Raw genomic sequence first — 22,091 nt, 5'->3', positions numbered from 1 at the left:
CAGACAAGTAGTACAAAATAATACCGCTTAGTAAAGCGTTGCAAAGCTAACAAACTTCAGGCATCAAACGTTTGCCCTTTTTTATGTTTGTATCCAAAATTAAAGTTAAGACAATATTCGTTTTGTTATCTGTAATTTCGGTAACAAAAATCTTCGCCCAAACGACCCCGCCGGCCTCATTGACAACGGCATCAAAGCCGGTTCTGGAGCCGTCGGGTGCATCGGCGTCGCCCTTTTCGTCGGTTCCTTCCTCCTTGACCACCCTCGGTTTACCGTCTATGCAGTCGCTTGGACTCCAGAAATCCGGTGGTGATGACGGTTCAGCGTTAGGAAGCGTCCAGGACCTGGGGTTGAAGTTAAAAGAATTCAAAAAAAAGCGCAGCGAAAAAAAATCAAAGAAAAAATTATCGAAAACGGAGTACGAGGGGCTGCCGATGATTAAAGCCTACACGAAGTTTGGCAGTGGTGACCGAACTGTGGTAGAAGAGTTCTATGTGCTCCGAAACAACGACCAGAAACCCTTGCCGTATGTCAAGGAGGTGTATCGGTATTATCAGAAATCCGGCCGCGTAACCAACGCTGTTCCCCGCGATCAGGGCGAGGGGCTGTTGTTACACGGACCCTATAAACGTTTTCAGAACGGCGAACTGATTGAGGAAGGGTTTTATTACGCCGGGATGAAAGATGGTCGGTGGGAGCGCTACGATGCCAAGTTCATGCTCATTGACAAATCCCGCTGGTACCGGGGCATTCCGGCCGACTCCCGTGTCACGTACCACGATTCGGCGCACAAAAAAGTAAAAGAGATCATACCGATCGAATACGGAAAGGTGCAGGGTACGTACATGGCCTTTCACGAAAACGGACTGCTGGCCGAAGAAGGAAAATATGAAAATGGCGTAAAAGTGGGCCGCTGGACGGAATATTACCCCACTAATCAGGTGGGTCGCCGGCGCCGGAAGCTCACGCAATATGCCCGCGACCAATGGGATACGGAGTTTGAACCGTATGTCATCACCGAGTGGGACGAAAAGGGTAAAGTCGTTTACGAACGGCCGAAGGAAAAAGTTGTCGAGGAGGAAGAAACCGACAATTAACGTCTATTTAAATACCCCCTTGGGATCAGGGTGGCGGGCCAGCAGATCGTTCAGGAACGTCAGGTCAATCGCCGACAAGTCGAGGCTGCGAGCCTGATGCAGGTATTCCCAAGCCTTGTTGTACTCGCCTTTCATGTAATTAACCAGCGAAAGTTTCTGATACGGATCGGCACTTCGGGGGTTGATTGCGACGGCTTTTAACAAGTGCTGCTCGGCTTCGGCGAGATCGTCTTTCTGCTGTTTAACCTGGTAATATTTAATCTGTACCGTAGCGAGATCGGTCATCAGAACGACATTGGAATCGGCTACGGCCAAGCCCCGCTTTAGCATCCGGATGGCATCCGGCAGCTTCTCTTTCTGGTAGCAAACGACCCCCAGGCCCCAGTATGCGTCTACGTTGTTATGGTTGAGCAACCAGGCCAGATTGAAGCGATAGGCGGCAGTATCCAGCTGACCATCTGAAATGTAATCCCAGCCGCGGTCGGCAAAAAACTTGCTGGCTTCCTGCCGGCTGCTGAAGTTTTGATCGCAATCGCTCAGGAAGTGCACCTCGTAATCAATCTGAGCGGCTGTTTTGGTCCGTTCGCCAAAAAGGGGAAGAACATTCAGGACGGCCTGGTTTTCGGTAGCGTCGGTAGCTGACTCGGAGGCACTTCCGTCGATAAACTGATGTTCGGATGCACTCCGTCCTGCCGAATCCGCCGACCGGTCCGAATTTGGACGAGCCGACGTAATTAGCTGAGTTGGCTGAGCCGCTGACAGCAGCGGTAACACAACCAGACTCCATTGTAACAGATTTATCCGAACACGCATACGCATCACACAATCGTGGTACTGTTTCGGTAAAACGAACGGGTGGCCAAGTTAGTACATTACCAGCGAATTACCGACGGCCTCCGCGAGGTCCTGATCGTTTAGAAGGGCTTGTCCGGCGACTACCCGGTCCCCCGGGTCTGGGTTTAGCGCCACTAAACTGGCTTCCAGTGGTTTGCGTCCGCTTTTTGGGTGACTGGCCAGCCTTTATGCCTGACTTTGACCGGCTTTTGCCGGGTGGCAGATTTTTCTCTTTTTTTTCGTGAAAGGCACCCAGAAACGTTGGGTCTTCTTTTCGGCGCTGCTCGTCAATTTCGCGAAGCATCGCCTGACTTTCATCGAATGGCGTTTCGGTAACCTCTACATTAGCCGGTACCGGTTCGCGCGGCACCGTCATCCGGATAATTTTTTCAATCTTCTTGACGTGATACTCCTCCGCCATCGTCACGAACGTAATGGCCTGGCCTGTCCGATTGGCCCGGCCTGTCCGACCGATCCGATGCACGTAGTCCTCGTAAATCAGTGGAACGTCGAAATTTATGACGTGGCTGACCTCGGCTACGTCAATCCCGCGGGCTGCTACGTCCGTTGCCACCAATACCTGAATGTTCCCTTCCTTAAAGGCTTCCATGGCATTGATACGGGTATTCTGGCCTTTGTTCGCGTGGATAACCTTGATCCGGTCGTCGGCTACGACTTTTCGGGCCAAAAATTTATAGATATTCTCGGCAGTTTGTTTCGTTCGGGCGAAGACAATTACCCGCTGAAACGCTTCATCCTTGATGAGAGAGCCTAATAGATTGATTTTTGTCCGGAAATTTGGCACCTCGTAGATAACCTGGCTAACCATGTCGGCGGTGGAAGCCTGGGGTGTCACTTCCACGCGGATCGGCGCTTCCAGAAACTCGCCCGACAACCGCTCTACGCGCTCGCCGAAGGTAGCCGAAAACAGCAGGTTCTGTCGCTTGGTCGGGATCACCTCCAGGATGCTCCGGATCTGAGGCATAAAGCCCATATCCATCATCTTATCGGCTTCGTCGAGCACCATGGTCTTAATTTCCTTCGTCGGTAGTTCACCCAGCCGGTACAGGTCCATGAACCGGCCCGGCGTGGCTACAATGATATCGACGCCCTTCTGTAAGGTTTCAATCTGAGTCTTTGGACCAAGGCCGCCGTAGAGAGCTACGTGCCGGAGGTCGGTGTATTTTGCCAGCTGGGCAATTGCCTCGTTGATCTGCATGACCAGTTCGCGGGTTGGTGCCAGAACCAGCGCCCGGGGTCGAACACCCTGCGCGTACTTAATTTTCATAAGTAGCGGTAAGACATAAGCAGCCGTTTTACCCGTACCGGTCTGCGCAATGCCCAGCACGTCGTGATTGCCCAGAATCAACGGAATCGTTTGCTGCTGAATCGGGGTTGGCTGCTCGTAGCCCAGATCGGCTACCGCATTAAGCAACTGACGGTTCAGGGCAAAGTCCTCGAAGGAAGTAATATCCATAGAAAGCTTGTGAGTCAGACGGGGTGTCACCAGCCTGACTATTAAAACTGTTTAAGTATCCGTTCTACCCCGCTGACGTAGCCTGACCCGAACAGATTGGTGTGGACAAGCAGCGGATAAAGATTATAAATTGGAACCCGATCGTCAAATCCGTCTTCCAGCGGAAACGCTTCATCGTAGGCGTCATAAAACCGCTGGTCAAAGCCGCCGAACAACTTTGTAAAAGCGAGATCGGCTTCTCTAAATCCGTAGTAAACGGCCGGATCGATCAAGGCCGGCTGGCCGTCTTCAGTCACCAGTACGTTGCCGGACCATAAGTCTCCGTGAAGCAGCGCGGGCCGTTCACTGGGTAACAAATCAGGCAGGCGTTCGCGAAGCCGATGCAGCGCGTCGTACACTTCTTTCGGCAGCAATCCTTTATACAGGGCCATACCGGCCTGCGGCAAAAGTCGCTGATCAAAAAAGAAGTCGAAGCCGTTCGCGGTGGGCGTGTTCGACTGCGGTAAGGAGCCAATGTAGTTATCAAACGCTAACCCAAACTTAGGCTGGGTGTGAGAATGAAGCAGCGCGAGCGACTGACCCAGGCTCTCCCAATAGTTTTTCCGGAGCTGACCAGACTCAATGAATTCAAGAATAAGGTAAGCTTTGTCGAGTTGCTGACCATACCCAATTACTTGTGGAATGAACAGCGCGTCTGTTTTCCGGAGCAGGTTAAGGCCCCGCGCTTCAACCTCAAACATGGTGTTCGATTCGGGTGTCTGATTCCACTTGACAAAAAACACACCCTCCGACGAGAACACCCGTGCAGCCATATTGATATCGCCCCCCGATAAAAACTGGGTTTCCAGCACGTCGACTGTCTGGCCCAGAGCCAGAAACAGTATGCTTTCAAAAAAGGCGAATTGTTCGTCACCCCAAAAATCCATGCGTCACTTGTTTGCCCACCGGCTGATTTTCCCGGCTGCTTAAAACCGAAGAAAACAAAATACAATACTTTTGCCGGATAGCTTTTGCCGTTCTATGAACCAACAACTCCAGAAACTCTACGATGTTGCCCGAAAACCCGTCCGGCGCATTATCGGCTTAATGTCCGGAACGTCGCTCGATGGGCTGGATGTGGCCTTGTGCCAACTGTCGGGCAGCGGTCCGGATACATCCGTAACGCTGGAGCAGTTTGCTACGGTGCCGTACGAGGACGACCTGAAAGCGGACATTCGCGGCATTTTTGCCAAACGGCAAATCGACTTCGAATCGGTATGCCTGCTCAACGCATACATTGGCCGACTTCACGGCCGTATGGTACTCGACTGCCTGCGTACGTGGAATCTTACGCCGGCTGATGTTGATATCGTAGCCAGCCACGGGCAAACGGTCTACCACGCTCCCAAAAGCCAGCACCGGCAGGATAAGTTCCCCAACGCTACGCTCCAGATCGGCGACGGCGACCACGTAGCCGCTACGACCGGCATCATTACGCTCAGTGATTTCCGGCAGAAACACGTGGCTCATGGGGGCGAGGGCGCCCCGCTGGCCGTTTATGGCGATTATTTTATTTTTTCCAAAGCCGGCGAAACCCGTATTCTGCTGAACATGGGTGGCATTGCCAACTTTACGTACCTACCCGCCAGTCAGGACGCAAGTCTGGTGTTTACAACCGACACCGGTCCGGGTAATACGTTGCTGGATGCGTATGCGCGTCGGTTCCTGAATCAGCCTTTCGATGAACATGGGCGGCTGGCTGCCAGCGGGCATGTGAATGCTGACCTGCTGCACGCGTTGAAAGAGTCTCCTTTTTTTGAGGCTCCCTTTCCCAAAACTACGGGGCCGGAGGTGTTCAACAGCGAGTATGTGGAAAGCGCTCAACGGCAGAGCGGTTCTGTTTCTATACCGGATGCTGACCTGATGGCAACGCTGGTTCAGTTCAGTGCCGACACAATAAGCGATGCGATTCGGCGCGTTCTGCCCGTCGACAAAACGGATTCCAGCCAGCAGGTCCGGATTTATATGAGTGGTGGCGGTATGCATAACCCCGCCCTGACAAACGCTATTAAGCGCCAACTGCCCGACTGTTCTTTCGGCCGTACGGATGAGCTGGGCATTGACGGTGACGCAAAGGAAGCCGTTTTATTTGCTGTCCTGGCGAACGAAACGCTCGCTGGCGGATCGGCTTCCTTTGGCGAAGGACGTTCCGGCGTACCGACCGTTACGATGGGGAAAATAAGCTTTCCAACCTAAGATTTAGGCCGGAACACCTTCATAACATCCGGGTTGGTGGTCAGGTAAGGGCCACCGATGAGGTCAATGCAGTACGGAATAGCCGGAAAAACAACCGATAAACATTGTTCAATAGCTGTAGGCTTCCCGGGGAGATTTAAAAGTAGAGTCTGGTTACGTATGCCGGCGGTTTGCCGCGATAGGATTGCCGTGGGAACGTAGCGAAGACTTTCCTGGCGCATCAGTTCACCGAACCCGGGCAGCATTTTCTGGCAAACGGCTTCGGTGGCTTCCGGCGTAACGTCGCGGAGCGCTGGGCCGGTGCCACCCGTCGTCACGATCAGGCAGCAGCCTTCGGTATCGGCCATATCGATCAGGGCGGCTTCGAGCTGATCCTGCTCGTCGGGGATAACCCGGTACACCGGCGACCATTCGCAGGTCAGCCAGGCTGTCAGCAGGCTCACTACCGCTTTGCCGGGAATGTCTTCGTAGATGCCTGCGCTGGCCCGATCCGATACGTTGATAACGCCAATCCGAATAGCTTGATCCATTACGGTTTCTTGCGCTTTAAGGCCAGATCGTGGGCCGTATCGTAGTACGACCGCAGATTGTTCCAATCGAACACTTCAGCGATGCTTTCGACCCGGTTACGCTGCGCAATCCGGTCGCGCTGGCTCATCCGAACGAACCTAAACAGGATACTGGCGAGCTGATCGGCGGCTTCGTTAAAGTTCTGCGTTTTTCGATTCACAACGTAGATTCCCCGATTCTCGTAGTCACGCATGATCTGCATGATGAAGTCGCCAAAACCCGACTGATCGCTCGTAACGGTAGGAATGCCCCGTACTACGCATTCGAGGGGCGTATAACCCCAGGGCTCATAATAGCTGGGGAAGATGCCCAGGTGGCAGCCCCGCACAAACTGACCGTAATCGAGGCCGAACAGAGGATTGGTGGAGGCAATGAAATCGGGGTGGTAAACGATTTTGACGCGATCGTATTCATTGTTGACCAGATTGGCCTGCTGGATAAACCGCGTCATATCGTCTTCCTGCACCAGGCTATGCGTTACAAACGGCGGCAGGTGCTTGGTTTTCCAGCTCTGGATGGTACGCCGGAGCCGGAGCCGCCAGTATTCATCTACAAACGCGTTCAGATCAGGCAGTGCAATGTCGTTGCTGGACGCAGCAGCTAAAAATAATTTTTCCCCGACCTGTTTCTGGATGGCTTCGGACGTTTCCCGAATCTCGTCGAGGAGCGCACGGCTGTGTAAAACCTCAGGGTCGATGGTATGGTAAGGCTGCCGGGTAACCATAAACATCACTACGGTGGTGTCCATGTTGGCTTCCCGCATCCGCCAGTTCAGCCGCGCCAGGGCTTCGAGTGTCAGATCATAACCTTTGTTGGAAAACTCGAATCGCCCTGATGTAAAGAAGTACAACGTTTTTTCCAGATCGAACGAGTAGCTCTGGAAGAAGTGCCCCATTACAAACTCATGGATCTTTTCCTTGTACCGAACATGGAGGTTCTGAAACTCGTGCGTGGCCACGAACCGCTGGATGTTCAGACCATTCGGCAGAATCAGATCGGGATTACGGCCAAGGAACACTTCGCACTCGCGGGCCGTAACGTCGCTGACAGTCGTAAACACGTGCGCCTGCAACGCCGACAGCCGTTCGATGGTAGCCTGCGCTTCGATGTTGTAATGCTGGGCTTCGCGCTTCCAGTCGAAGAACGGTAGTTTTCCGTAAAAGCCGGGCTCATTCTGCGCCAGATACCGACCGAGCATGGTGGCGTGGGTAGTGAACACCGTAGCAACCTTCACGTTGTCCCGGCGCAGATCAGGCAGACCGGTGCTGGCCATCCACTCGTGAAAATGAGCGACCAAATCGACCCGCCGGGCGTGTTCTTCGGCCAGCAGCGTAATGAACAGGCGAACCAGTTCGCCAAACGCGATCACCTGATTGACAAGGTCCTCTGCGTTTAGGGTCGATAGTTCGTAGCGCTCCCATAGCAGGCCTTTAAGTTGATTGAGCCGGTCAATGCTAATGCTGTTGATATCGAACAGAACCACCCGTGGGCGACCCGTAACGAGCCAGTAGCCATATTCAATATGAAAACCCAGTTGTCGCATTCTGCGGACGGTCTGGCCAATTTCGGTTTCGTCCGGTTCGGTGATGGGTTCAAATTCGACCGCTGCCTTCTGAGGGAAATACGGCCCGACCGCAACGTAATCGTCGTCCCATTTTTCCACCATGGCCGGTACTTTCGACCGAATAACCGTATAGATACCGCCAACCTGGTTGCAAACCTCCCAGGCAACCTCCAGTAGCAACTTCCGCTTCGACGTTGAGAATACCGATTCCAAGTTCTGTGGGTAGTTTTGTAAATATTACAAGAACGATTTAGGCAAAAAGAGGTTGCAAATTATTTCAAAAAAGAACCAGCTTCCAAAACTCTGTTGGTCTTATCCTGATAAAGTGTGAAATTAAAGCCGGGCTGAATACTATAAGCACCGTGCTGCCCCTGCTTGTTTACCGCCAGAAACCCAACCTGAATATCTTTATAGGCCTGCTTACTCGTAATTCGGCGGGCCGCTTCCTCACAAGCCTGCTGAGGAGTTCGTCCCTGGCGCATCAGTTCAACGACCAGAAACGAGCCGCAGGTCCGCATTACCAGTTCACCCAGCCCTGTAGCGCAGGCTCCTCCTATTTCGTTATCAACAAACAGACCGGCACCAATGATGGGCGAGTCGCCAACACGGCCGTTCATTTTATAGGCCAGTCCGCTGGTTGTGCAGGCTCCGGAAATATTCCCCTTGCTGTCGATGGCCAGCATGCCGATGGTGTCGTGCCGCTCTATGTTGATCACCGGCTTATACTGGGCCGTTTTGAGCCATTCGCGCCAGTTTTTCTCAGACTCTTTCGTCAACAGGTTCTCTTTTTTAAAGCCTTGTGCCAACGCAAAGGCTAAAGCGCCCTCGCCACTGAGCATGACGTGGGGCGTTTTTTCCATGACGGCACGGGCCACGGAAATGGGGTGCATGATGTGTTCCAGGAACGTAACGGAGCCGGCGTTACCTTTCTCGTCCATGATGCACGCGTCGAGTGTAACGCGGCCGTCGCGATCGGGCAGACCCCCGTAACCAACGCTGGTATCGTTTGGATCAGCCTCCGGAATACGTACTCCCGCTTCGACGGCATCCAATGCGCTGCCTCCTTTCGACAGTACGGCAATAGCGGCTTCGTTGGCTTTAATTTGTTTCCAGGTGGAGATTACCAGCGGACCGGAAGCAGGTTGATTCGTAACGGAAGAGGTCGTCTCTCCGAAGGTTAACGAAGGAAGTAGACCGGCTAGCGGCCCTAACGAAAGAAAACGGCGACGGTTTAGCATACAGGAAGGCTTGTGGCCCAAAATAAAAGAATAAACGTCTTGCATTTACTACTTTTAGCGGAATTATTGCGAATGGCTCATGGCAGACTCCGACAAACACATCCTGCTGATGGATGGCCCGGATACTAAGGGATTAATTTACCACGTAACGGGGGTTCTCTTCCGGCATAACTTCAATATCATTCACAACGACGAATACGTAAGTCCCTCGGGGCAGTTTTTTATGCGGACCGAGTTTGAGGCTGGGGTCACGCACGAGTCGATTAACGGCCCGGAGCTGCTGGATGAACTACGGTCTGTTATACCCGCCGGAATTACGTTGCGGCTAAATCCGAAGAAGAAGAAGAACATTGTGGTGATGGTGACTAAAGAACACCATTGCCTGGCCGAACTGCTGATTCGCTACGCCTTCGACGAGCTTGACGCCGACATTCTGGCGGTGGTCAGCAACTACAATACGCTCCAGCCGTTGGTCAGTAAGTTCGGTATTCCGTTTCATTACATCTCGCACGAACACAGAACCCGCGAAGAACACGAAGAAGCCATCCTGCGCACGCTGGCAATCTACCAGCCTGAATACCTGGTACTGGCCAAATACATGCGTGTGCTGACTCCCGGCTTTGTTAACCATTTCCCGAACCGGATCATTAATATTCACCATTCTTTTTTGCCCGCTTTCATCGGGGCTAATCCGTACCGGCAGGCCTACGAGCGGGGGGTTAAAATCATTGGCGCTACCGCCCACTTTGTCAACAACGACCTTGATGAAGGGCCGATCATTGCGCAGAATGTCAAGGGAGTGGATCATCGCCACACAGCCGCCGACATGGCCACCGAAGGGAAAGACGTTGAGAAGATTGTTTTGTCGCAGGCGCTGAAGCTGGTGTTCAACGATCGGGTGTTCATTCAGGGTAACCGGGCTATTGTACTGTGATTATATGGTTTCACCCTTTTTTGTAGCAGGATTATAGTATATTTCGGGTCAAAATAGTGCCCTAGCAAGCCCTCTGTATTGCCTTTGTCATGCAAAAACTTCAAACGCTCGACTACGTCGTCTTTTTTATCTATTTCATTATTGTAGCGGCTTACGGCTACTGGATTTTCAAGCGAAAACAAACCAAAGAAGCATCTTCTACCGATTTCTTTCTCGCCGAGGGCTCGCTGACCTGGTGGGCCATTGGGGCGTCGCTGATTGCCTCCAATATTTCGGCCGAGCAGTTCATCGGGGCGTCGGGCAACGGTTTCTCAATGGGACTCGCCATTGCCACCTACGAATGGATGGCAGCCGCTACGCTGATCGTGGTGGCGGTGTTTTTCATGCCGATTTATTTGAAGAACCACATCTTCACCATGCCGCAGTTCCTCACGAAGAGGTATAACAACACCGTTAGTACGATCATGGCCGTTTTCTGGCTGCTGCTCTACATCGTTGTGAATCTGACGTCAATTCTTTATCTGGGGGCGCTGGCTGTTAGTACGATCTCCGGACTGGACTTTACGCTCTGCATGATCGGGCTGGCTGTTTTTGCCATTGTAATTACCGTTGGCGGGATGAAGGTTATTGGGTACACAGACGTGATTCAGGTCTTCTTCCTGGTGCTGGGAGGACTGGCCACTACGTATCTGGCTGTCAATCTCGTTTCTTCTCAGTTTGGGCAGCAGGGCGTCGGAACCGGGTTGTCGCTGATGCTCGAAAAAGTACCGGATCACTTCCACATGATTTTCCCGAAGGGCCATCCGCACTACATGTCGTTGCCTGGCCTGTCGGTCCTGATTGGGGGGATGTGGATCATTAACCTGAACTACTGGGGCTGCAACCAGTACATCACGCAGCGGGCGCTGGGTGCCGATCTGAAAACCGCCCGCGAAGGCTTACTTTTCGCGGCATTCCTGAAGCTGCTGATGCCGATCATCGTTATTCTGCCCGGGATTGCAGCCTATACACTGTACCAGCAGGGGCTGTTTCAGCAGGAGATGCTGAAGAACGGCGAACTGAATCAGGATAACGCCTACCCCGTTCTGCTGAACCTGCTGCCGACCGGTCTGAAAGGGTTGTCGTTCGCTGCTCTGACGGCCGCCGTGGTGGCATCGCTGGCCGGAAAGGCCAATAGTATCTCGACCATCTTTACCCTCGACATTTACAAGAAATTTTTCAACACCAATGCCGACGAGCGTAACCAGGTGCTGATCGGCCGGATAGCCGTTGTCGTGTCGATGGTTATTGCGATCGTTATTTCGCCGTATATGGGTATCGACAAGAAAGGCGGTTTCCAGTTCATTCAGGAGATGACGGGGCTTGTTTCGCCGGGTGTGTTTGCGGCTTTCGCGCTGGGCTTCTTCTGGAAACGAACCAACTCGGCGGCAGCGCTCTTCGCCATTGTAGGGGGATTTCTGCTGGCCTTTGGCATGCAGGAGTTGTATGCCAACATTCCGTTCATTGACCGGATGGGGATCGTGTTCCTGATCTGCGTAGCGGTGATGGTCGTGATCAGTCTGATTTCGCCAAGCGATAAAGGGCTTGACATTGATGCGTCCATGTTTAAAACCTCACGTACGTTCACGACCGGAGGGGTAATCATCGTGGCGGTACTTACGCTTCTGTACGCGTATTTCTGGTAAAAGCACCATGCAGGGCCTACCGATACGTATCGGTAGGCCCTGCTGCGTTAAACGAAAGCCTGAACAACCGATTGAATGACCAGTTCGTCGGCTTCAATCCGCTCATACTCGGAAGGAATGGTCGACGCCATCGACACGGCGGGCTGCCGATACGCCATAGGACTGGGTTGAGATCGGCTGCCGCTCAGGTGGATAGCTGTAAGGCCAGCTTCGCGAAACAGCCCGGCGTTACGTGCCGATACGCCGGCTCCGGCCATGATCTCGATTCGTCCGGCGGCCTGGCGAACCAGTTCGCGAAGCAGCGGGATACCCGCTTCTGCTTTCGGCTGCTGGCCAGATGTCAGAATGCGTTCGGCACCGGTCCGAATGATGGCTTCGAGCGCTTCGGCCGGGTTGCGGGTCATATCGAAGGCCCGGTGGAACGTAACGGGCAGTGGTCGGGCAAGTTCAACGAGTTTATGGGTAGTGGCTTCATCGACGGTACCGTCTGCGTGCAGTACGCCCAGTACGAGACCATCAGCGCCCAGTTGTCGGGCTGTTTCGATGTCGGCCTGCATCACGGCCAGTTCAGTGTCGCTGTACAGAAAGTCACCGCCCCGGGGTCGGATCATAACGTAGATGGGAAGTGACACAGCCTGACGAACCTGCCGGATCAGACCGGCACTTGGGGTAATACCGCCTTCGCTCATACCTCCGCATAACTCAATACGGGTAGCACCGGCGCGCTCAGCCGCCAGACACGAAGCCAGTGAATAGGCACAAACTTCAACGGTCATTTCGAAAAGAGAGATTTTGTATCCTGATACAAATTTGTACGCGTTACCGCACAAAACGTATAGTAGAGTAAGTTAAAAAAACTATTATTGGCAAAAAAAGAGCCACAATCGTTCATTAATTCGCTGACTCAAAACAAAGCCGCATTCTGGTAGTTAATGGCCTAAATCCGGCTTATTGCCCTTTTATAAACATTTTTCGGGAAAAGGTCTTGGATATAAAGTTTTTTTTACTTTTGCACCCTTGTTGAAAAAAAGATAATAACTATAAAACTGACTATGTATTGGACACTTGAACTGGCATCCTATCTCGAAGATGCTCCCTGGCCCGCTACCAAGGATGAGTTGATTGATTACTCTATCCGCTCCGGTGCTCCGTTAGAGGTAGTAGAAAATTTACAGGAACTTGAAGACGACGGCCAACCGTACGAAAGCATTGAAGAAATCTGGCCGGATTACCCGACCAAAGACGATTTCTTCTTTAACGAAGATGAATATTGATCAGGGGATGATCTAAAAAGGCGTCGCTTGTAGAAACGACGCCTTTTCACGACCTCTGCGGAGCTACACTTACAAGACCAGATCTACACAGTTGCCGAACTAGACTTGCTGGCCGACCGACGAGGCAGCACGTCGTATTTTTTTGGGGCATACAGAAAGCCGAAGGCTTCGGCTCCTTCTTTGGTATGAACCTGGTGATGAACGTAGTGAGCCCGGATAATACGCTGCAGGTACGGGCTCTTCGCTTTGAATTTAATCTTCACCCGGCGGTGAACGATGACGTCGTGGAAGAGAAAGTAAAATACACCATATAACGTCACCCCAGCGCCAATCCAGGCTAAAAAGCGCCACTCGGGAATTTCGACCCCGCTGATGATCAGCGTAATGGCTACTGTGCTGAAAACCAGGGCAAACAGATCGTTCCATTCAAAAAAACCCTTGTGGTGGTTGTGGTGGTCATGGTGCCAGCTCCACAGAAAACCGTGCATCACATACTTGTGCGTAAACCACGCTACACCCTCCATAAATACAAAAGTTCCCAAAACTAAGGCAACGTTTACCAGCATTTCTGTGTTAGTTAAGTAGCAATAACTTGTTACGTCTCGACTTGAATAACGGTTTGCGATGCCTAAAAGTTGGCGGCTTATCCACAACAATTTAACGCAAAATAGAGATGTAGTATAGAGAGTTGCAAATTTGGTAGAAAGCCGTAACTTTAACACGATTCAGTGCTCAATCACTCGAACACATCGGTTATGGACTATCGAGCGCTCAAAGACCTGGTCAGACGGGGCGAGGGCAGCAATTTAGAGTTCAAACTGAAAACGAACCATCCCGAAAAAATTATTCGGGGCGTCGTCGCTTTCGCTAACACAAACGGCGGCATAATGCTCATCGGCGTGGGCGACGACCGCACAATTCCAGGCCTCAAGTACGCCGACGAAGACGAGTACCTGCTCGTTCGGGCCATCGACAAGTATTGTTTCCCCAAAATCAGTTACTCTATTGAACGGGTGTCGCTCTTCGATGAGCGGGAGGTTTTGGTGATTCGGGTGCCCCCCAGTCCAAACAGGCCGCATTACATCATCCCCGATCTGGCTGATCCCGAGAACAAAAAGGCGTATGTGCGCGTGGCCGACAAATCGGTGCAGGCCAGTAAGGAAGTGCGTGAAATTATGAAAGGCGAGCGCGCGGCCCGCGACATTCGGTTTACGTACGGAGACAAGGAACATAAACTGATGCAGCATCTCGGCGAGCACAACAGCATCACGGTTGATCTGTTTGCTTCCATAGCCGGGGTGTCGCGAAAAATTGCTTCCCGAACACTTGTGCTGCTGGTCCTGGCAAACGTACTTGAAATCCACCCCAGCGATGTAATGGATAAGTACACCAGCCGCGCTATCTGATTACACGGATCTGGAACGCTGTGTTGCGCAAATCCGTGTAATCAACAGCCAGATTCGGATCACCGGCAAAGTTCGCTCAGCAGGGCCTCCACCTGATCGTAAGCGTATTGAAGCTGCTCGTCGCTTGTGCAGTAGGGTGGCATGAAGTACAGCACATTGCCAAGAGGGCGCATCAGGACGCCCCGTTCCAGAAGAAAGTTATACGCTACGTCGCGAATGGTGTTGAAGTACGACGTTCCGCCTTCGGCTACCAGGTCAAACGCGAGCAGTGTGCCCCGCTGCCTGACACTAGCCACAGCGCCGGATCGGGATAGCCGCTGTCTGAAGGCAGCGTGATGCGCAGCAATACGCTCAAGATTAGCCAGTGTAGCCTCCGACAACGTCAGATCAAGGCTGGCCAGTGCGGCTGTGCAGGCCAGCGGGTTAGCAGTGAATGAGTGTCCGTGGAACAGGGTTTTGAATTTATCGTCCGACAGAAAGGCATCGTAGATAGGCTGCGCGCAGGTTGTTACGCCCAAAGCCATCGTGCCCCCGGTCAGCCCTTTGGACAGGCACATCAGATCGGGCTTCTCTTTCAGATAATGTGAAGCAAACAGGCGGCCGGTTCGGCCAAAGCCGGTCATTACTTCATCGGCGATGATCAATGCGCCATTACGTCGTGCCAGTTGAAACAGCCTGTCTAATACGTCGGGTTCGTACATAATCATCCCGCCGGCCCCCTGAACCAATGGCTCCACAATAAATGCGGCAACATCTTCAGTAAAGAGCGATTCGGCGAGTTGAAGTACGGCCTCTTCCTGACCGGGCACGGGAGCGGGGATGTAATCGACATCAAACAGGAACGGGGCAAACGGTGCTGTAAAGGCGCTACGTCCGCCAACCGCCATCGCACCAAACGTATCGCCGTGGTAAGCACCGTCCAGGGCTATAACCTTCTGTCGGGGCTGACCAAGGTTATGCCAATACTGAAACGCCATTTTCAGGGCCACTTCGACGGCCGTCGAGCCGTTGTCGGAATAGAAGACCTTAGCCTGATTGGAGGGCAGAACTGGCAGCAGGCGTTCGGCCAGCTCGACGGCGGGCTCGTGGGTGAAACCGGCAAAGATGACGTGTTCGAGCGTACGTAGCTGAGCAGCTACCCGCTCGGCAATGTATGGATGCGCATGGCCATGTAAATTCACCCACCACGACGAAATCATATCCAGATACGTCTGGCCGTTGGCGCCGTACAGCACAGACCCTTCGGCGCGAACGATAGGAATGGGCAACGGCGCCGTTTGCATCTGCGTAAACGGATGCCAGATAACGGCCTTGTCCCGTTCAGCGAGCGATGGGTTATTTGAAGACGGCAGAGAATTGCTGAGCGTACTGTTGGATAACATCGGGAGTAATGGCTGGCTCCTGCCCAATTCGGCCGAGGCAGGGCAGGTTGGTGTAATTCAGGATAAAGGTTTCTGTAGCCGGCACTGTCGGTCCATTGAAGAGCAGGCCGACCAGATCAATGTTCCGATTGCGGCAGGCCTCAACCGAGAGCAGCGTGTGGTTGATGCTGCCCAGATAATTGCGGGAAACCAGCACAACTGGTAAACCCAGCTGCTGCACGAGATCAATGTTCAGGTCACGGTCATTAAGCGGAACCATCAGACCCCCAGCCAGTTCGACGATTAACGCGTTGTCGGTTTGCGGCAGCCGGATGGTGTTCATGTCAATTGTAACGCCGTCGATTGCGGCTGCTGCGTGGGGCGATAGCGGCTCGCGCAATCGGTATGCTTCCGGGTGAAACTGAGACCTGGTGTTACGGATTAGCCGCTTAACCGTTTCGGTATCGGAATCCTCCAGCGCCCCCGATTGAACAGGTTTCCAATAGTCAGCCTGCAACGCTTCAACCAGTACCGCCGACGTAACGGTCTTGCCGATTTCAGTGCCGATTCCGGCGATAATAAATTGGTTTGGTGTTCGCATAAAGTGTATCTGCGCACGGATAAAATCCGCAACATCGGTCATCCATGCAATTGATGGACTAGCTTTTTATGAGTAGCAACAACGTATTGATTTCTTCCTCAGAGTTAAACGCGTGAATACAGACCCGTAGCCGTTCCTGACCGATTGGTACAGTTGGGCTGAGGATGGCCCGCACGTCGAAGCCGGCCTGCTGCGCTTTAGCCGCCACACTTCGGGCCGCGTCGTTACCGGGAACAATAAGACATTGAATCGGGGATTCGCTATCGGTCCACAGCGTATCGGGCAGAAGCTCATGCGCTTTCTGTTTAAAATAACGTACCCGTTTATGAACTTCCCGCTGAGCATGAGGCTCGTGCTGAAGGTGTCGATGAGCGCACCGAATGGCCAGCAAGCTATGCGGGGGTAAGGCCGTAGTGTAGACGAACGACCGCGCAAAATTAACGAGATAGTCACGTAGTACGGCCGGGCCAACCACAGCCGCACCGTGAACGCCCAACGCTTTTCCGAACGTATGCACCCGCGCAAAAACCCGGTCCTGCAAACCAAGCGCGACGACCAGGCCCTCGCCATTGGGTCCGTATACACCCGTTGCGTGCGCTTCATCAACAAGCAGAGCGGCACCGTAGTGGTCGCATAGGTCAGTCAGGTCACGCAAAGGCGCCTGATCACCATCCATGGAATAAACAGATTCGACAGCAACAAACACCTGACCGGTGGCCTGACGAAGTTTATGTTCAAGGTCATTCAGATCATTGTGGCCGAATCGATGGCGAGTTGCGTAACTGAGCCGGGCGCCGTCGATCATACTGGCATGAATGAGTTCGTCGGTCAGCAGCGTATCGCCCCGTTGCGGAAGGTTGGCCAGCAGGCCGATATTGGCATCGTACCCGGAGTTGAAAATCAGGCTGGCTTCCGTTTGATAGAAGCCGGCTAACTCACTTTCAACGGCTTCGGCGAGGGCCGTGTGCCCCGCTAACAACCGCGACCCGGTTGCCCCTGTCCGGTTGTTCACGTGCTCAAGATCGGCTTGTCGGATAGCGTCCTTCAGGCTCGTCGACCGCGCAAAGCCGAGGTAATCGTTGGAGCAAAAATCAATGAGCTCATCTGCCGTACGAAGCTGCCGGAGCAGTCCTGCCTGCTGCCGACTGGCTAAGCGATAACGTAGCTGGTCATGTATCGTGGCTGAAAAAGACAACATGCCACAAAGGTACGATGTCTCGTGAAGAAGACGGATGCTGGAGAGAGGATATAGGAAAATGTGAATAAACCTATAGTTATCCACATAATTTGTGTGGATAACTATAGCGCAATGTTAATTTTCCAACAAAAAATGATTAAACGGTATGGTAATTGCCGTAACAAAAAAGGCCGCAATTAGTTAAGCGTCTATCGTCAGCACAATCTTGCCGAACTGTTTGCCGTCGGCCATTCGACGCAACGCCTGCTCTGTTTCTTCCAGCCGAAACGTTTCGTCCAGTATCGGGATGAGTCGATACCGGTTAACAAACGATACCATGTCGGCGAATTCATGCTCTGTGCCCATGGTCGTGCCGTATATATTGAGTTGTTTGAAAAATACTTTCGGCACAACCACATCGGTGATGTTGCCGGTCGTGCCGCCAAAGATGACAATCCGGCCACCCGGCGCGGCTGCATCAACGAGTTTTGCGAAACCGGGTCCGCCCGCGCTGTCGATTATGACATCAAAGTAGCCAGTACGTCCGCCACCGGTTTCGGTCATCAGGGTCTTGAGCCAGTCGGTCTGGTGGTAGTTGACCCCGCCCCTGGCTCCCAGCGCTTTGGCTTTCTCCAGCTTTTCGTCGGAACCGGACGTAACCCACACTTCGGCCCCGGCGGCAACGGCAAATTGAAGCGCGGTCAGGGCTGCCCCCCCACCAATGCCCGTGATCAGTACCTTTTCGTGCCGCTCGTCTGTGTGCAATCCAGCCCGCGTCATCAGGGCTCGCCAGGCCGTTATGCCAACCAGCGGCAAAGCGGCTGCCTGTTCAAACGACAGGTGGCTGGGCTTATGGTGCAGATACCGCGCGTTAAGGGTTGTGTATTCGGCGAACGTACCGTTGTCAGGCATGCCGAATATTTTAAAGTCAGGACCGTAGAATCTGGGGTTGCTGCCCCAGTTGTGCGAGCAGTTGAGCATGACCTCCCGGCCTTTCCAGACCGGATCGACACCCTGGCCAACGTCAAACACAACTCCAGCCCCATCGGAGCCGAGAATAACGGGGAGTTTGATGCCCGGGTATAGTCCCTGCTGAATAAACACGTCACGGTGGTTCAGAGCCGCGGCTTTGAGCTGAACCAGCACCTCGCCCGGCTGGGGAACTGGCGTTGGTACGTCGATAAGCTGAACAGGTTGATGAGTGGCAGACAGTTGAATGGCTTTCATTTTTTCGCGGTACGTTGGATATTGGATGGTAGATTGTAGACTTGCGGACGGTTCGTCATTCTACATCTACTGTCCAGTATCCAACGGCTAAGAAGTTATGATTCGGTTCTTTAACGAAGATATTAATTATAAACTCCCCCAGAAACAGATTACCCGTCAATGGCTTAAACGGCAGGCTGAACGCGAAGGGTATGCGGTGGGGGACCTGAACTACATTTTCTGCTCCGACGAGTACGTACTTCAGGTCAACCGCGACTACCTGCAGCACGATTATTACACCGACATCATCACCTTCGATCAGGGTGAGGAAGAGGGCAAAATTGAGGGTGATATTTTCATCAGTGTGGAGCGTGTGACCGATAATGCCAGGCAATTGAACCTGTCAGTCGAGCAGGAAATGCGCCGGGTGCTGGCCCACGGTCTCCTGCACCTGTGCGGGTATGGGGATAAGACGGATGAGGAAGTACAACTGATGCGGACCAAGGAAGATGAATGGTTAGAAAATTGGTAATCAGTGCTTCGTATATGGATTAATGCTATCTCATCTTATAAAACTGCTACTATAATGGGCAAATTCGTCATCAATACCCGCAAGAATGGGGAATATCAGTTTCAGTTAAAAGCCGGTAATGGCCAGGTTATTCTGGTTAGCGAGGGATACACATCGCTGAGTGGCTGCGAGAACGGTATCGAATCGGTAAAAAAGAACGCGCCCAACGATGACCGATATGATCGCAGAACAACCGAGTCGGGCAAGTTTCGGTTTAACCTCAAAGCCGGAAACGGCCAGGTAATCGGAACCAGCGAATCATACGAAAGCGAAAGCGGCCGGGACAATGGGATTGAATCGGTCAAGAAAAATGCACCCGATGCGGAGGTCGTAAACGAAGCGTAATTAAAAGAATAACCAAAGGCGTCAGCGTATGAACGTGTACGCTGACGCTTTTACGTAGGTCCCAGTACCGACCCAACGTGTACCAGCTCAGGCATGTACCTTACTCCTATCAGAACCCTGTGGGGCGATCTGCGTACCCAGTTCCAGGCTGATTTCAAAGTTAATCTGTACGTAGCGACGGCCTGCTACGTTGCGCTGCTCATTTGTGTTAACTACGCGATTGACCTCGAAGACAGTTATATTGATGGCGATCTGACCAATCCGTGGCGCCCGCTGATGTACGCTGGTTTATACATGACATCGTACTACGGGGCGGTCTGGATCTGGACCCGCTTTCACCGTCGTCCGGACGTTTGGCATAACCCCAAATTCTGGACGTATAGTCTGACAGGTTTGCTGATTTATTCGTACTACGCCGGCTTTTACGGATACGCTGTCTGGAGCGAGCGGCTGTTTGATGGCCAGCTTTACGTCTTCTCCTACAAATGCCTCAGTAATCTGCATTCGGTCGTAACGGTAGCCGTGCCGTTGTATTTGTTCTACCGACTGGTTGACCGGCAGCCGAGTGGGTTTTACGGTATGGTGCCGAAACGGAAAGGATTATCCATTTATGGGTTGCTGCTGGCGCTGATGGTTCCGCCTATTGCCATTGCCTCTTTTCAGCCGGACTTTCTGGAGTCCTATCCAACCTACCGCGGAACCGATGCCGACGAGTTCTTCGGCGTGCCGGAATGGGTACCGGCCCTGGTATATGAATTGTGTTACGGCTGGGATTTTATCCCCACCGAGCTGGTTTTTCGCGGGTTTCTGGTTATTGGAATGAGTCGGTTTCTCGGACAGGGCGCTATTTTGCCTATGGTAGTCTGCTACGCAAGCATTCACTTTGGTAAGCCGCTGGGCGAAACCATTTCGTCGTTGTTCGGCGGTTATCTGCTGGGTGTGCTGGCTTTGTACACACGTAGCATCTGGGGTGGGCTACTCATCCATATTGGTATTGCATGGGGAATGGAAATAGCCGCTTTTGTGCAAACGGCTTTGTAGATAGTACGTCGTTTCCGGACGTTGTAAATAGTTGGCTATTAAATAAAAACACCGTTAAATAAGTAGCGTATTTCGGGCAATAACGGATTGTTTTTCTAACTTGAGAGTTCATTTCAATTTGTGCTTTCCGCTATGTCCACCTTTGATCTGGTACTGGACGCGCCAGCCGACACTCCGCTTGGCCGGGGCATCAAACACATTGGAATTGGTAAGTACGGTAGTAAACCGCTGCCACCTGATCTGTTGGCCGAATGTCGGTCGGCGTTGTCCGATCCATCAACGCACCCGCTGCAACGCGGGGCATTCCTGGGTGCTTTACTGGCTAAGGGACCAACGCCGGACGAGCGTACACTGGAGGACGTTATTGGCAAGGGCGCCTTTTCGCATCCCACTTTTTTTATCAACAAAGTATGTCCTGAACTACCAGTCGGTTTGTTGCCCATTGCGACCAAGCTGGTACGTGGCCATCTGCTTCAGGTCAGTGAAGCGCGTCAACTGGGCGACTATCTGTTCGGAGAAGGCAATTGCGAAACTTTCCGGGGCATGGCGGCCAGCATTATGCGCGTTCGGCATGAAACGAATGACGAATACCAGGGCCTGATGGAAGCGGCCGAATCAACGTTTTCGCCGGGATTTGGTCCCATTACCTGTGCGGACCGGCCACTGGTTCAGTTGGCTGAGCCCTTCGACGGGGTTGAGAACGGCTACCTGATTACGCCTGTTCTGGCTAATTTTTTTCAGAAACGAGGGTATGGGGCCGTGTCGGTTGTCGGACGCTCGGGAGGGCCGAAATTCACGCTCAACGCCCATGATCTGTACATGCACCTGGGGTGTCAGTTTTTGCAAAGTAATCACGAGCTGGATACCCCCCTCGAACCGTTTGGCTGGGTACTCGACCAGAAAGCCCTCTCGCCGGCGCTCAACCGGTGGGTCGACCGGCGTCGTACGATTATCAAACGACCGTTTCTGGCCACGTTAGAAAAGGTGCTCAACCCCTGCCACGCCCGAATTCTGGTGACGTCGGTGTTTCATATTACCTACCAGATCAAAATGGCGGAACTCGCGCTGCTGGCAGGTTTCGATGCGGCCATTGTGCTCAAACGCGGCCTGGAAGGTTCATTGGCGCCTTCAACTAGTCGGGCGAGCGGAGTGCTCTGTGCCGTGCGGACGCCCAAAGGACATCTGTTTTATCAGCACTTTGAGGCCGATCTACCGGCTTTTGTTCCGTTCCGGACCGAGTCTGAAACCCACCACGACCATCCGCAGGCTTCCGACAACGCCCGGCTGATTCGTCAGTTTTTACGAACCGGTCACAGCGACGACGCTGACTTTGACAACCGGGTTCGCTTTGCCGAAGCACTTTACGGTCGTGGGCTTGACTGGGTTGAGGGGCAACTGAAATAAAGCGAATCGATTCCTGAAGGGCGCTTGCTCGACTGCTACGTCGTTGGCGACAAACCCGTACCTTTGCGGTT

23 protein-coding genes are annotated in these 22,091 nt (G+C 52.9%); 10 read left to right on the top strand and 13 right to left on the bottom strand.

Annotated features, from left to right (window positions below):
• Positions 1-46: 46 nt before the first annotated feature.
• A complete protein-coding gene (locus tag DYU11_RS33585) occupies positions 47-262 on the bottom strand; it encodes a hypothetical protein (protein ID WP_229365693.1) in 216 nt (71 codons plus the stop codon).
• A gap of 16 nt (positions 263-278) precedes the next feature.
• Between DYU11_RS33585 and DYU11_RS04650 the strand changes: the two genes are divergently transcribed.
• Positions 279-1,097 (top strand): toxin-antitoxin system YwqK family antitoxin, encoded by an 819-nt coding sequence (locus DYU11_RS04650; protein ID WP_229365692.1) that lies wholly within the window; start codon positions 279-281, stop codon positions 1,095-1,097.
• Between the two features lie 3 nt (positions 1,098-1,100).
• Here the strand turns inward: DYU11_RS04650 and DYU11_RS04645 are convergent, their stop codons facing one another.
• From DYU11_RS04645 to DYU11_RS04635, 3 genes are all read right to left on the bottom strand, one after another.
• Positions 1,101-1,910, bottom strand: coding sequence for a tetratricopeptide repeat protein (locus DYU11_RS04645; RefSeq protein WP_119666438.1), 810 nt, complete (start codon positions 1,908-1,910; stop codon positions 1,101-1,103).
• Positions 1,911-1,980: 70 nt separating this feature from the next.
• Positions 1,981-3,408, bottom strand: coding sequence for a DEAD/DEAH box helicase (locus tag DYU11_RS04640; protein ID WP_119666437.1), 1,428 nt, complete (start codon positions 3,406-3,408; stop codon positions 1,981-1,983).
• A 41-nt stretch (positions 3,409-3,449) separates the two neighbouring features.
• Complete coding sequence (locus DYU11_RS04635) at positions 3,450-4,334, bottom strand: fructosamine kinase family protein (protein WP_119666436.1); 885 nt, start codon at positions 4,332-4,334, stop codon at positions 3,450-3,452.
• 94 nt (positions 4,335-4,428) lie between these two features.
• On the opposite strand from DYU11_RS04635, the gene DYU11_RS04630 reads away from it, so the two are divergent.
• Positions 4,429-5,643 (top strand): anhydro-N-acetylmuramic acid kinase, encoded by a 1,215-nt coding sequence (locus DYU11_RS04630; protein ID WP_119666435.1) that lies wholly within the window; start codon positions 4,429-4,431, stop codon positions 5,641-5,643.
• Here the strand turns inward: DYU11_RS04630 and mog are convergent.
• From mog to DYU11_RS04615, 3 genes are read right to left on the bottom strand one after another with little or no spacing between them, the layout of a single operon-like run.
• Positions 5,640-6,173 carry a molybdopterin adenylyltransferase gene (mog, locus tag DYU11_RS04625; RefSeq protein WP_119666434.1) on the bottom strand — a complete coding sequence of 178 codons (534 nt, stop codon included), beginning with the start codon at positions 6,171-6,173 and terminating at the stop codon, positions 5,640-5,642. The two genes, DYU11_RS04630 and mog, sit on opposite strands and share 4 nt — an antisense overlap.
• Positions 6,173-7,990, bottom strand: a complete 1,818-nt coding sequence (locus DYU11_RS04620; protein ID WP_119666433.1) for a glycosyltransferase — start codon at positions 7,988-7,990, stop codon at positions 6,173-6,175. Before DYU11_RS04620 ends, mog begins: the two co-directional genes overlap by 1 nt.
• 59 nt (positions 7,991-8,049) lie before the next feature.
• Positions 8,050-9,015: an isoaspartyl peptidase/L-asparaginase family protein gene (locus DYU11_RS04615; protein ID WP_119666432.1), complete on the bottom strand. Its 966-nt coding sequence runs from the start codon at positions 9,013-9,015 to the stop codon at positions 8,050-8,052.
• A gap of 79 nt (positions 9,016-9,094) precedes the next feature.
• On the opposite strand from DYU11_RS04615, the gene purU reads away from it, so the two are divergent.
• Positions 9,095-9,949, top strand: coding sequence for a formyltetrahydrofolate deformylase (purU, locus tag DYU11_RS04610; RefSeq protein ID WP_119666431.1), 855 nt, complete (start codon positions 9,095-9,097; stop codon positions 9,947-9,949).
• Positions 9,950-10,038: 89 nt separating this feature from the next.
• A complete protein-coding gene (locus tag DYU11_RS04605; protein ID WP_119666430.1) occupies positions 10,039-11,634 on the top strand; it encodes a sodium/sugar symporter in 1,596 nt (531 codons plus the stop codon).
• Between the two features lie 47 nt (positions 11,635-11,681).
• Here the strand turns inward: DYU11_RS04605 and DYU11_RS04600 are convergent, their stop codons facing one another.
• Positions 11,682-12,410 carry a copper homeostasis protein CutC gene (locus DYU11_RS04600; protein ID WP_119666429.1) on the bottom strand — a complete coding sequence of 243 codons (729 nt, stop codon included), beginning with the start codon at positions 12,408-12,410 and terminating at the stop codon, positions 11,682-11,684.
• Between the two features lie 276 nt (positions 12,411-12,686).
• Here DYU11_RS04600 and DYU11_RS04595 point away from each other — a divergent pair, with 276 nt between their 5' ends.
• Positions 12,687-12,908 (top strand): DUF2795 domain-containing protein, encoded by a 222-nt coding sequence (locus tag DYU11_RS04595; RefSeq protein WP_009284883.1) that lies wholly within the window; start codon positions 12,687-12,689, stop codon positions 12,906-12,908.
• An 83-nt stretch (positions 12,909-12,991) separates the two neighbouring features.
• Here the strand turns inward: DYU11_RS04595 and DYU11_RS04590 are convergent, their stop codons facing one another.
• Positions 12,992-13,474, bottom strand: a complete 483-nt coding sequence (locus DYU11_RS04590) for a sterol desaturase family protein (RefSeq protein WP_199736662.1) — start codon at positions 13,472-13,474, stop codon at positions 12,992-12,994.
• Between the two features lie 189 nt (positions 13,475-13,663).
• Here DYU11_RS04590 and DYU11_RS04585 point away from each other — a divergent pair, with 189 nt between their 5' ends.
• Entirely contained in the window at positions 13,664-14,314 is a 651-nt protein-coding gene (locus DYU11_RS04585; RefSeq protein WP_119666428.1) for an AlbA family DNA-binding domain-containing protein, read from the top strand.
• 59 nt (positions 14,315-14,373) lie between these two features.
• Here DYU11_RS04585 and bioA read toward each other — a convergent pair whose 3' ends face one another.
• From bioA to DYU11_RS04565, 4 genes are all read right to left on the bottom strand, one after another.
• Positions 14,374-15,696: an adenosylmethionine--8-amino-7-oxononanoate transaminase gene (bioA, locus tag DYU11_RS04580; protein WP_119666427.1), complete on the bottom strand. Its 1,323-nt coding sequence runs from the start codon at positions 15,694-15,696 to the stop codon at positions 14,374-14,376.
• Entirely contained in the window at positions 15,650-16,276 is a 627-nt protein-coding gene (bioD, locus tag DYU11_RS04575; protein WP_119666712.1) for a dethiobiotin synthase, read from the bottom strand. Before bioD ends, bioA begins: the two co-directional genes overlap by 47 nt.
• Positions 16,277-16,334: 58 nt before the next feature.
• Positions 16,335-17,474 (bottom strand): aminotransferase class I/II-fold pyridoxal phosphate-dependent enzyme, encoded by a 1,140-nt coding sequence (locus DYU11_RS04570; RefSeq protein ID WP_119666426.1) that lies wholly within the window; start codon positions 17,472-17,474, stop codon positions 16,335-16,337.
• A 180-nt stretch (positions 17,475-17,654) separates the two neighbouring features.
• Positions 17,655-18,680, bottom strand: a complete 1,026-nt coding sequence (locus DYU11_RS04565; protein ID WP_119666425.1) for a quinone oxidoreductase family protein — start codon at positions 18,678-18,680, stop codon at positions 17,655-17,657.
• A 97-nt stretch (positions 18,681-18,777) separates the two neighbouring features.
• On the opposite strand from DYU11_RS04565, the gene ybeY reads away from it, so the two are divergent.
• From ybeY to DYU11_RS04545, 4 genes are all read left to right on the top strand, one after another.
• Complete coding sequence (ybeY, locus tag DYU11_RS04560) at positions 18,778-19,191, top strand: rRNA maturation RNase YbeY (RefSeq protein ID WP_119666424.1); 414 nt, start codon at positions 18,778-18,780, stop codon at positions 19,189-19,191.
• A gap of 54 nt (positions 19,192-19,245) precedes the next feature.
• Positions 19,246-19,575: a YegP family protein gene (locus tag DYU11_RS04555; RefSeq protein ID WP_119666423.1), complete on the top strand. Its 330-nt coding sequence runs from the start codon at positions 19,246-19,248 to the stop codon at positions 19,573-19,575.
• Positions 19,576-19,668: 93 nt separating this feature from the next.
• The gene (locus DYU11_RS04550; protein ID WP_119666422.1) at positions 19,669-20,616 is read left to right on the top strand and encodes a CPBP family intramembrane glutamic endopeptidase; all 948 of its coding nucleotides are present in this window, start codon (positions 19,669-19,671) and stop codon (positions 20,614-20,616) included.
• Between the two features lie 132 nt (positions 20,617-20,748).
• Entirely contained in the window at positions 20,749-22,020 is a 1,272-nt protein-coding gene (locus DYU11_RS04545) for an anthranilate phosphoribosyltransferase (protein ID WP_229365691.1), read from the top strand.
• Positions 22,021-22,091: the final 71 nt, after the last annotated feature.

This window comes from Fibrisoma montanum (genome assembly GCF_003583365.1).
Lineage (GTDB): Bacteria > Bacteroidota > Bacteroidia > Cytophagales > Spirosomataceae > Fibrisoma > Fibrisoma montanum.
Note: the sequence above shows the minus strand (reverse complement) of the source record. Positions and strands in the feature narration are given on the sequence as shown.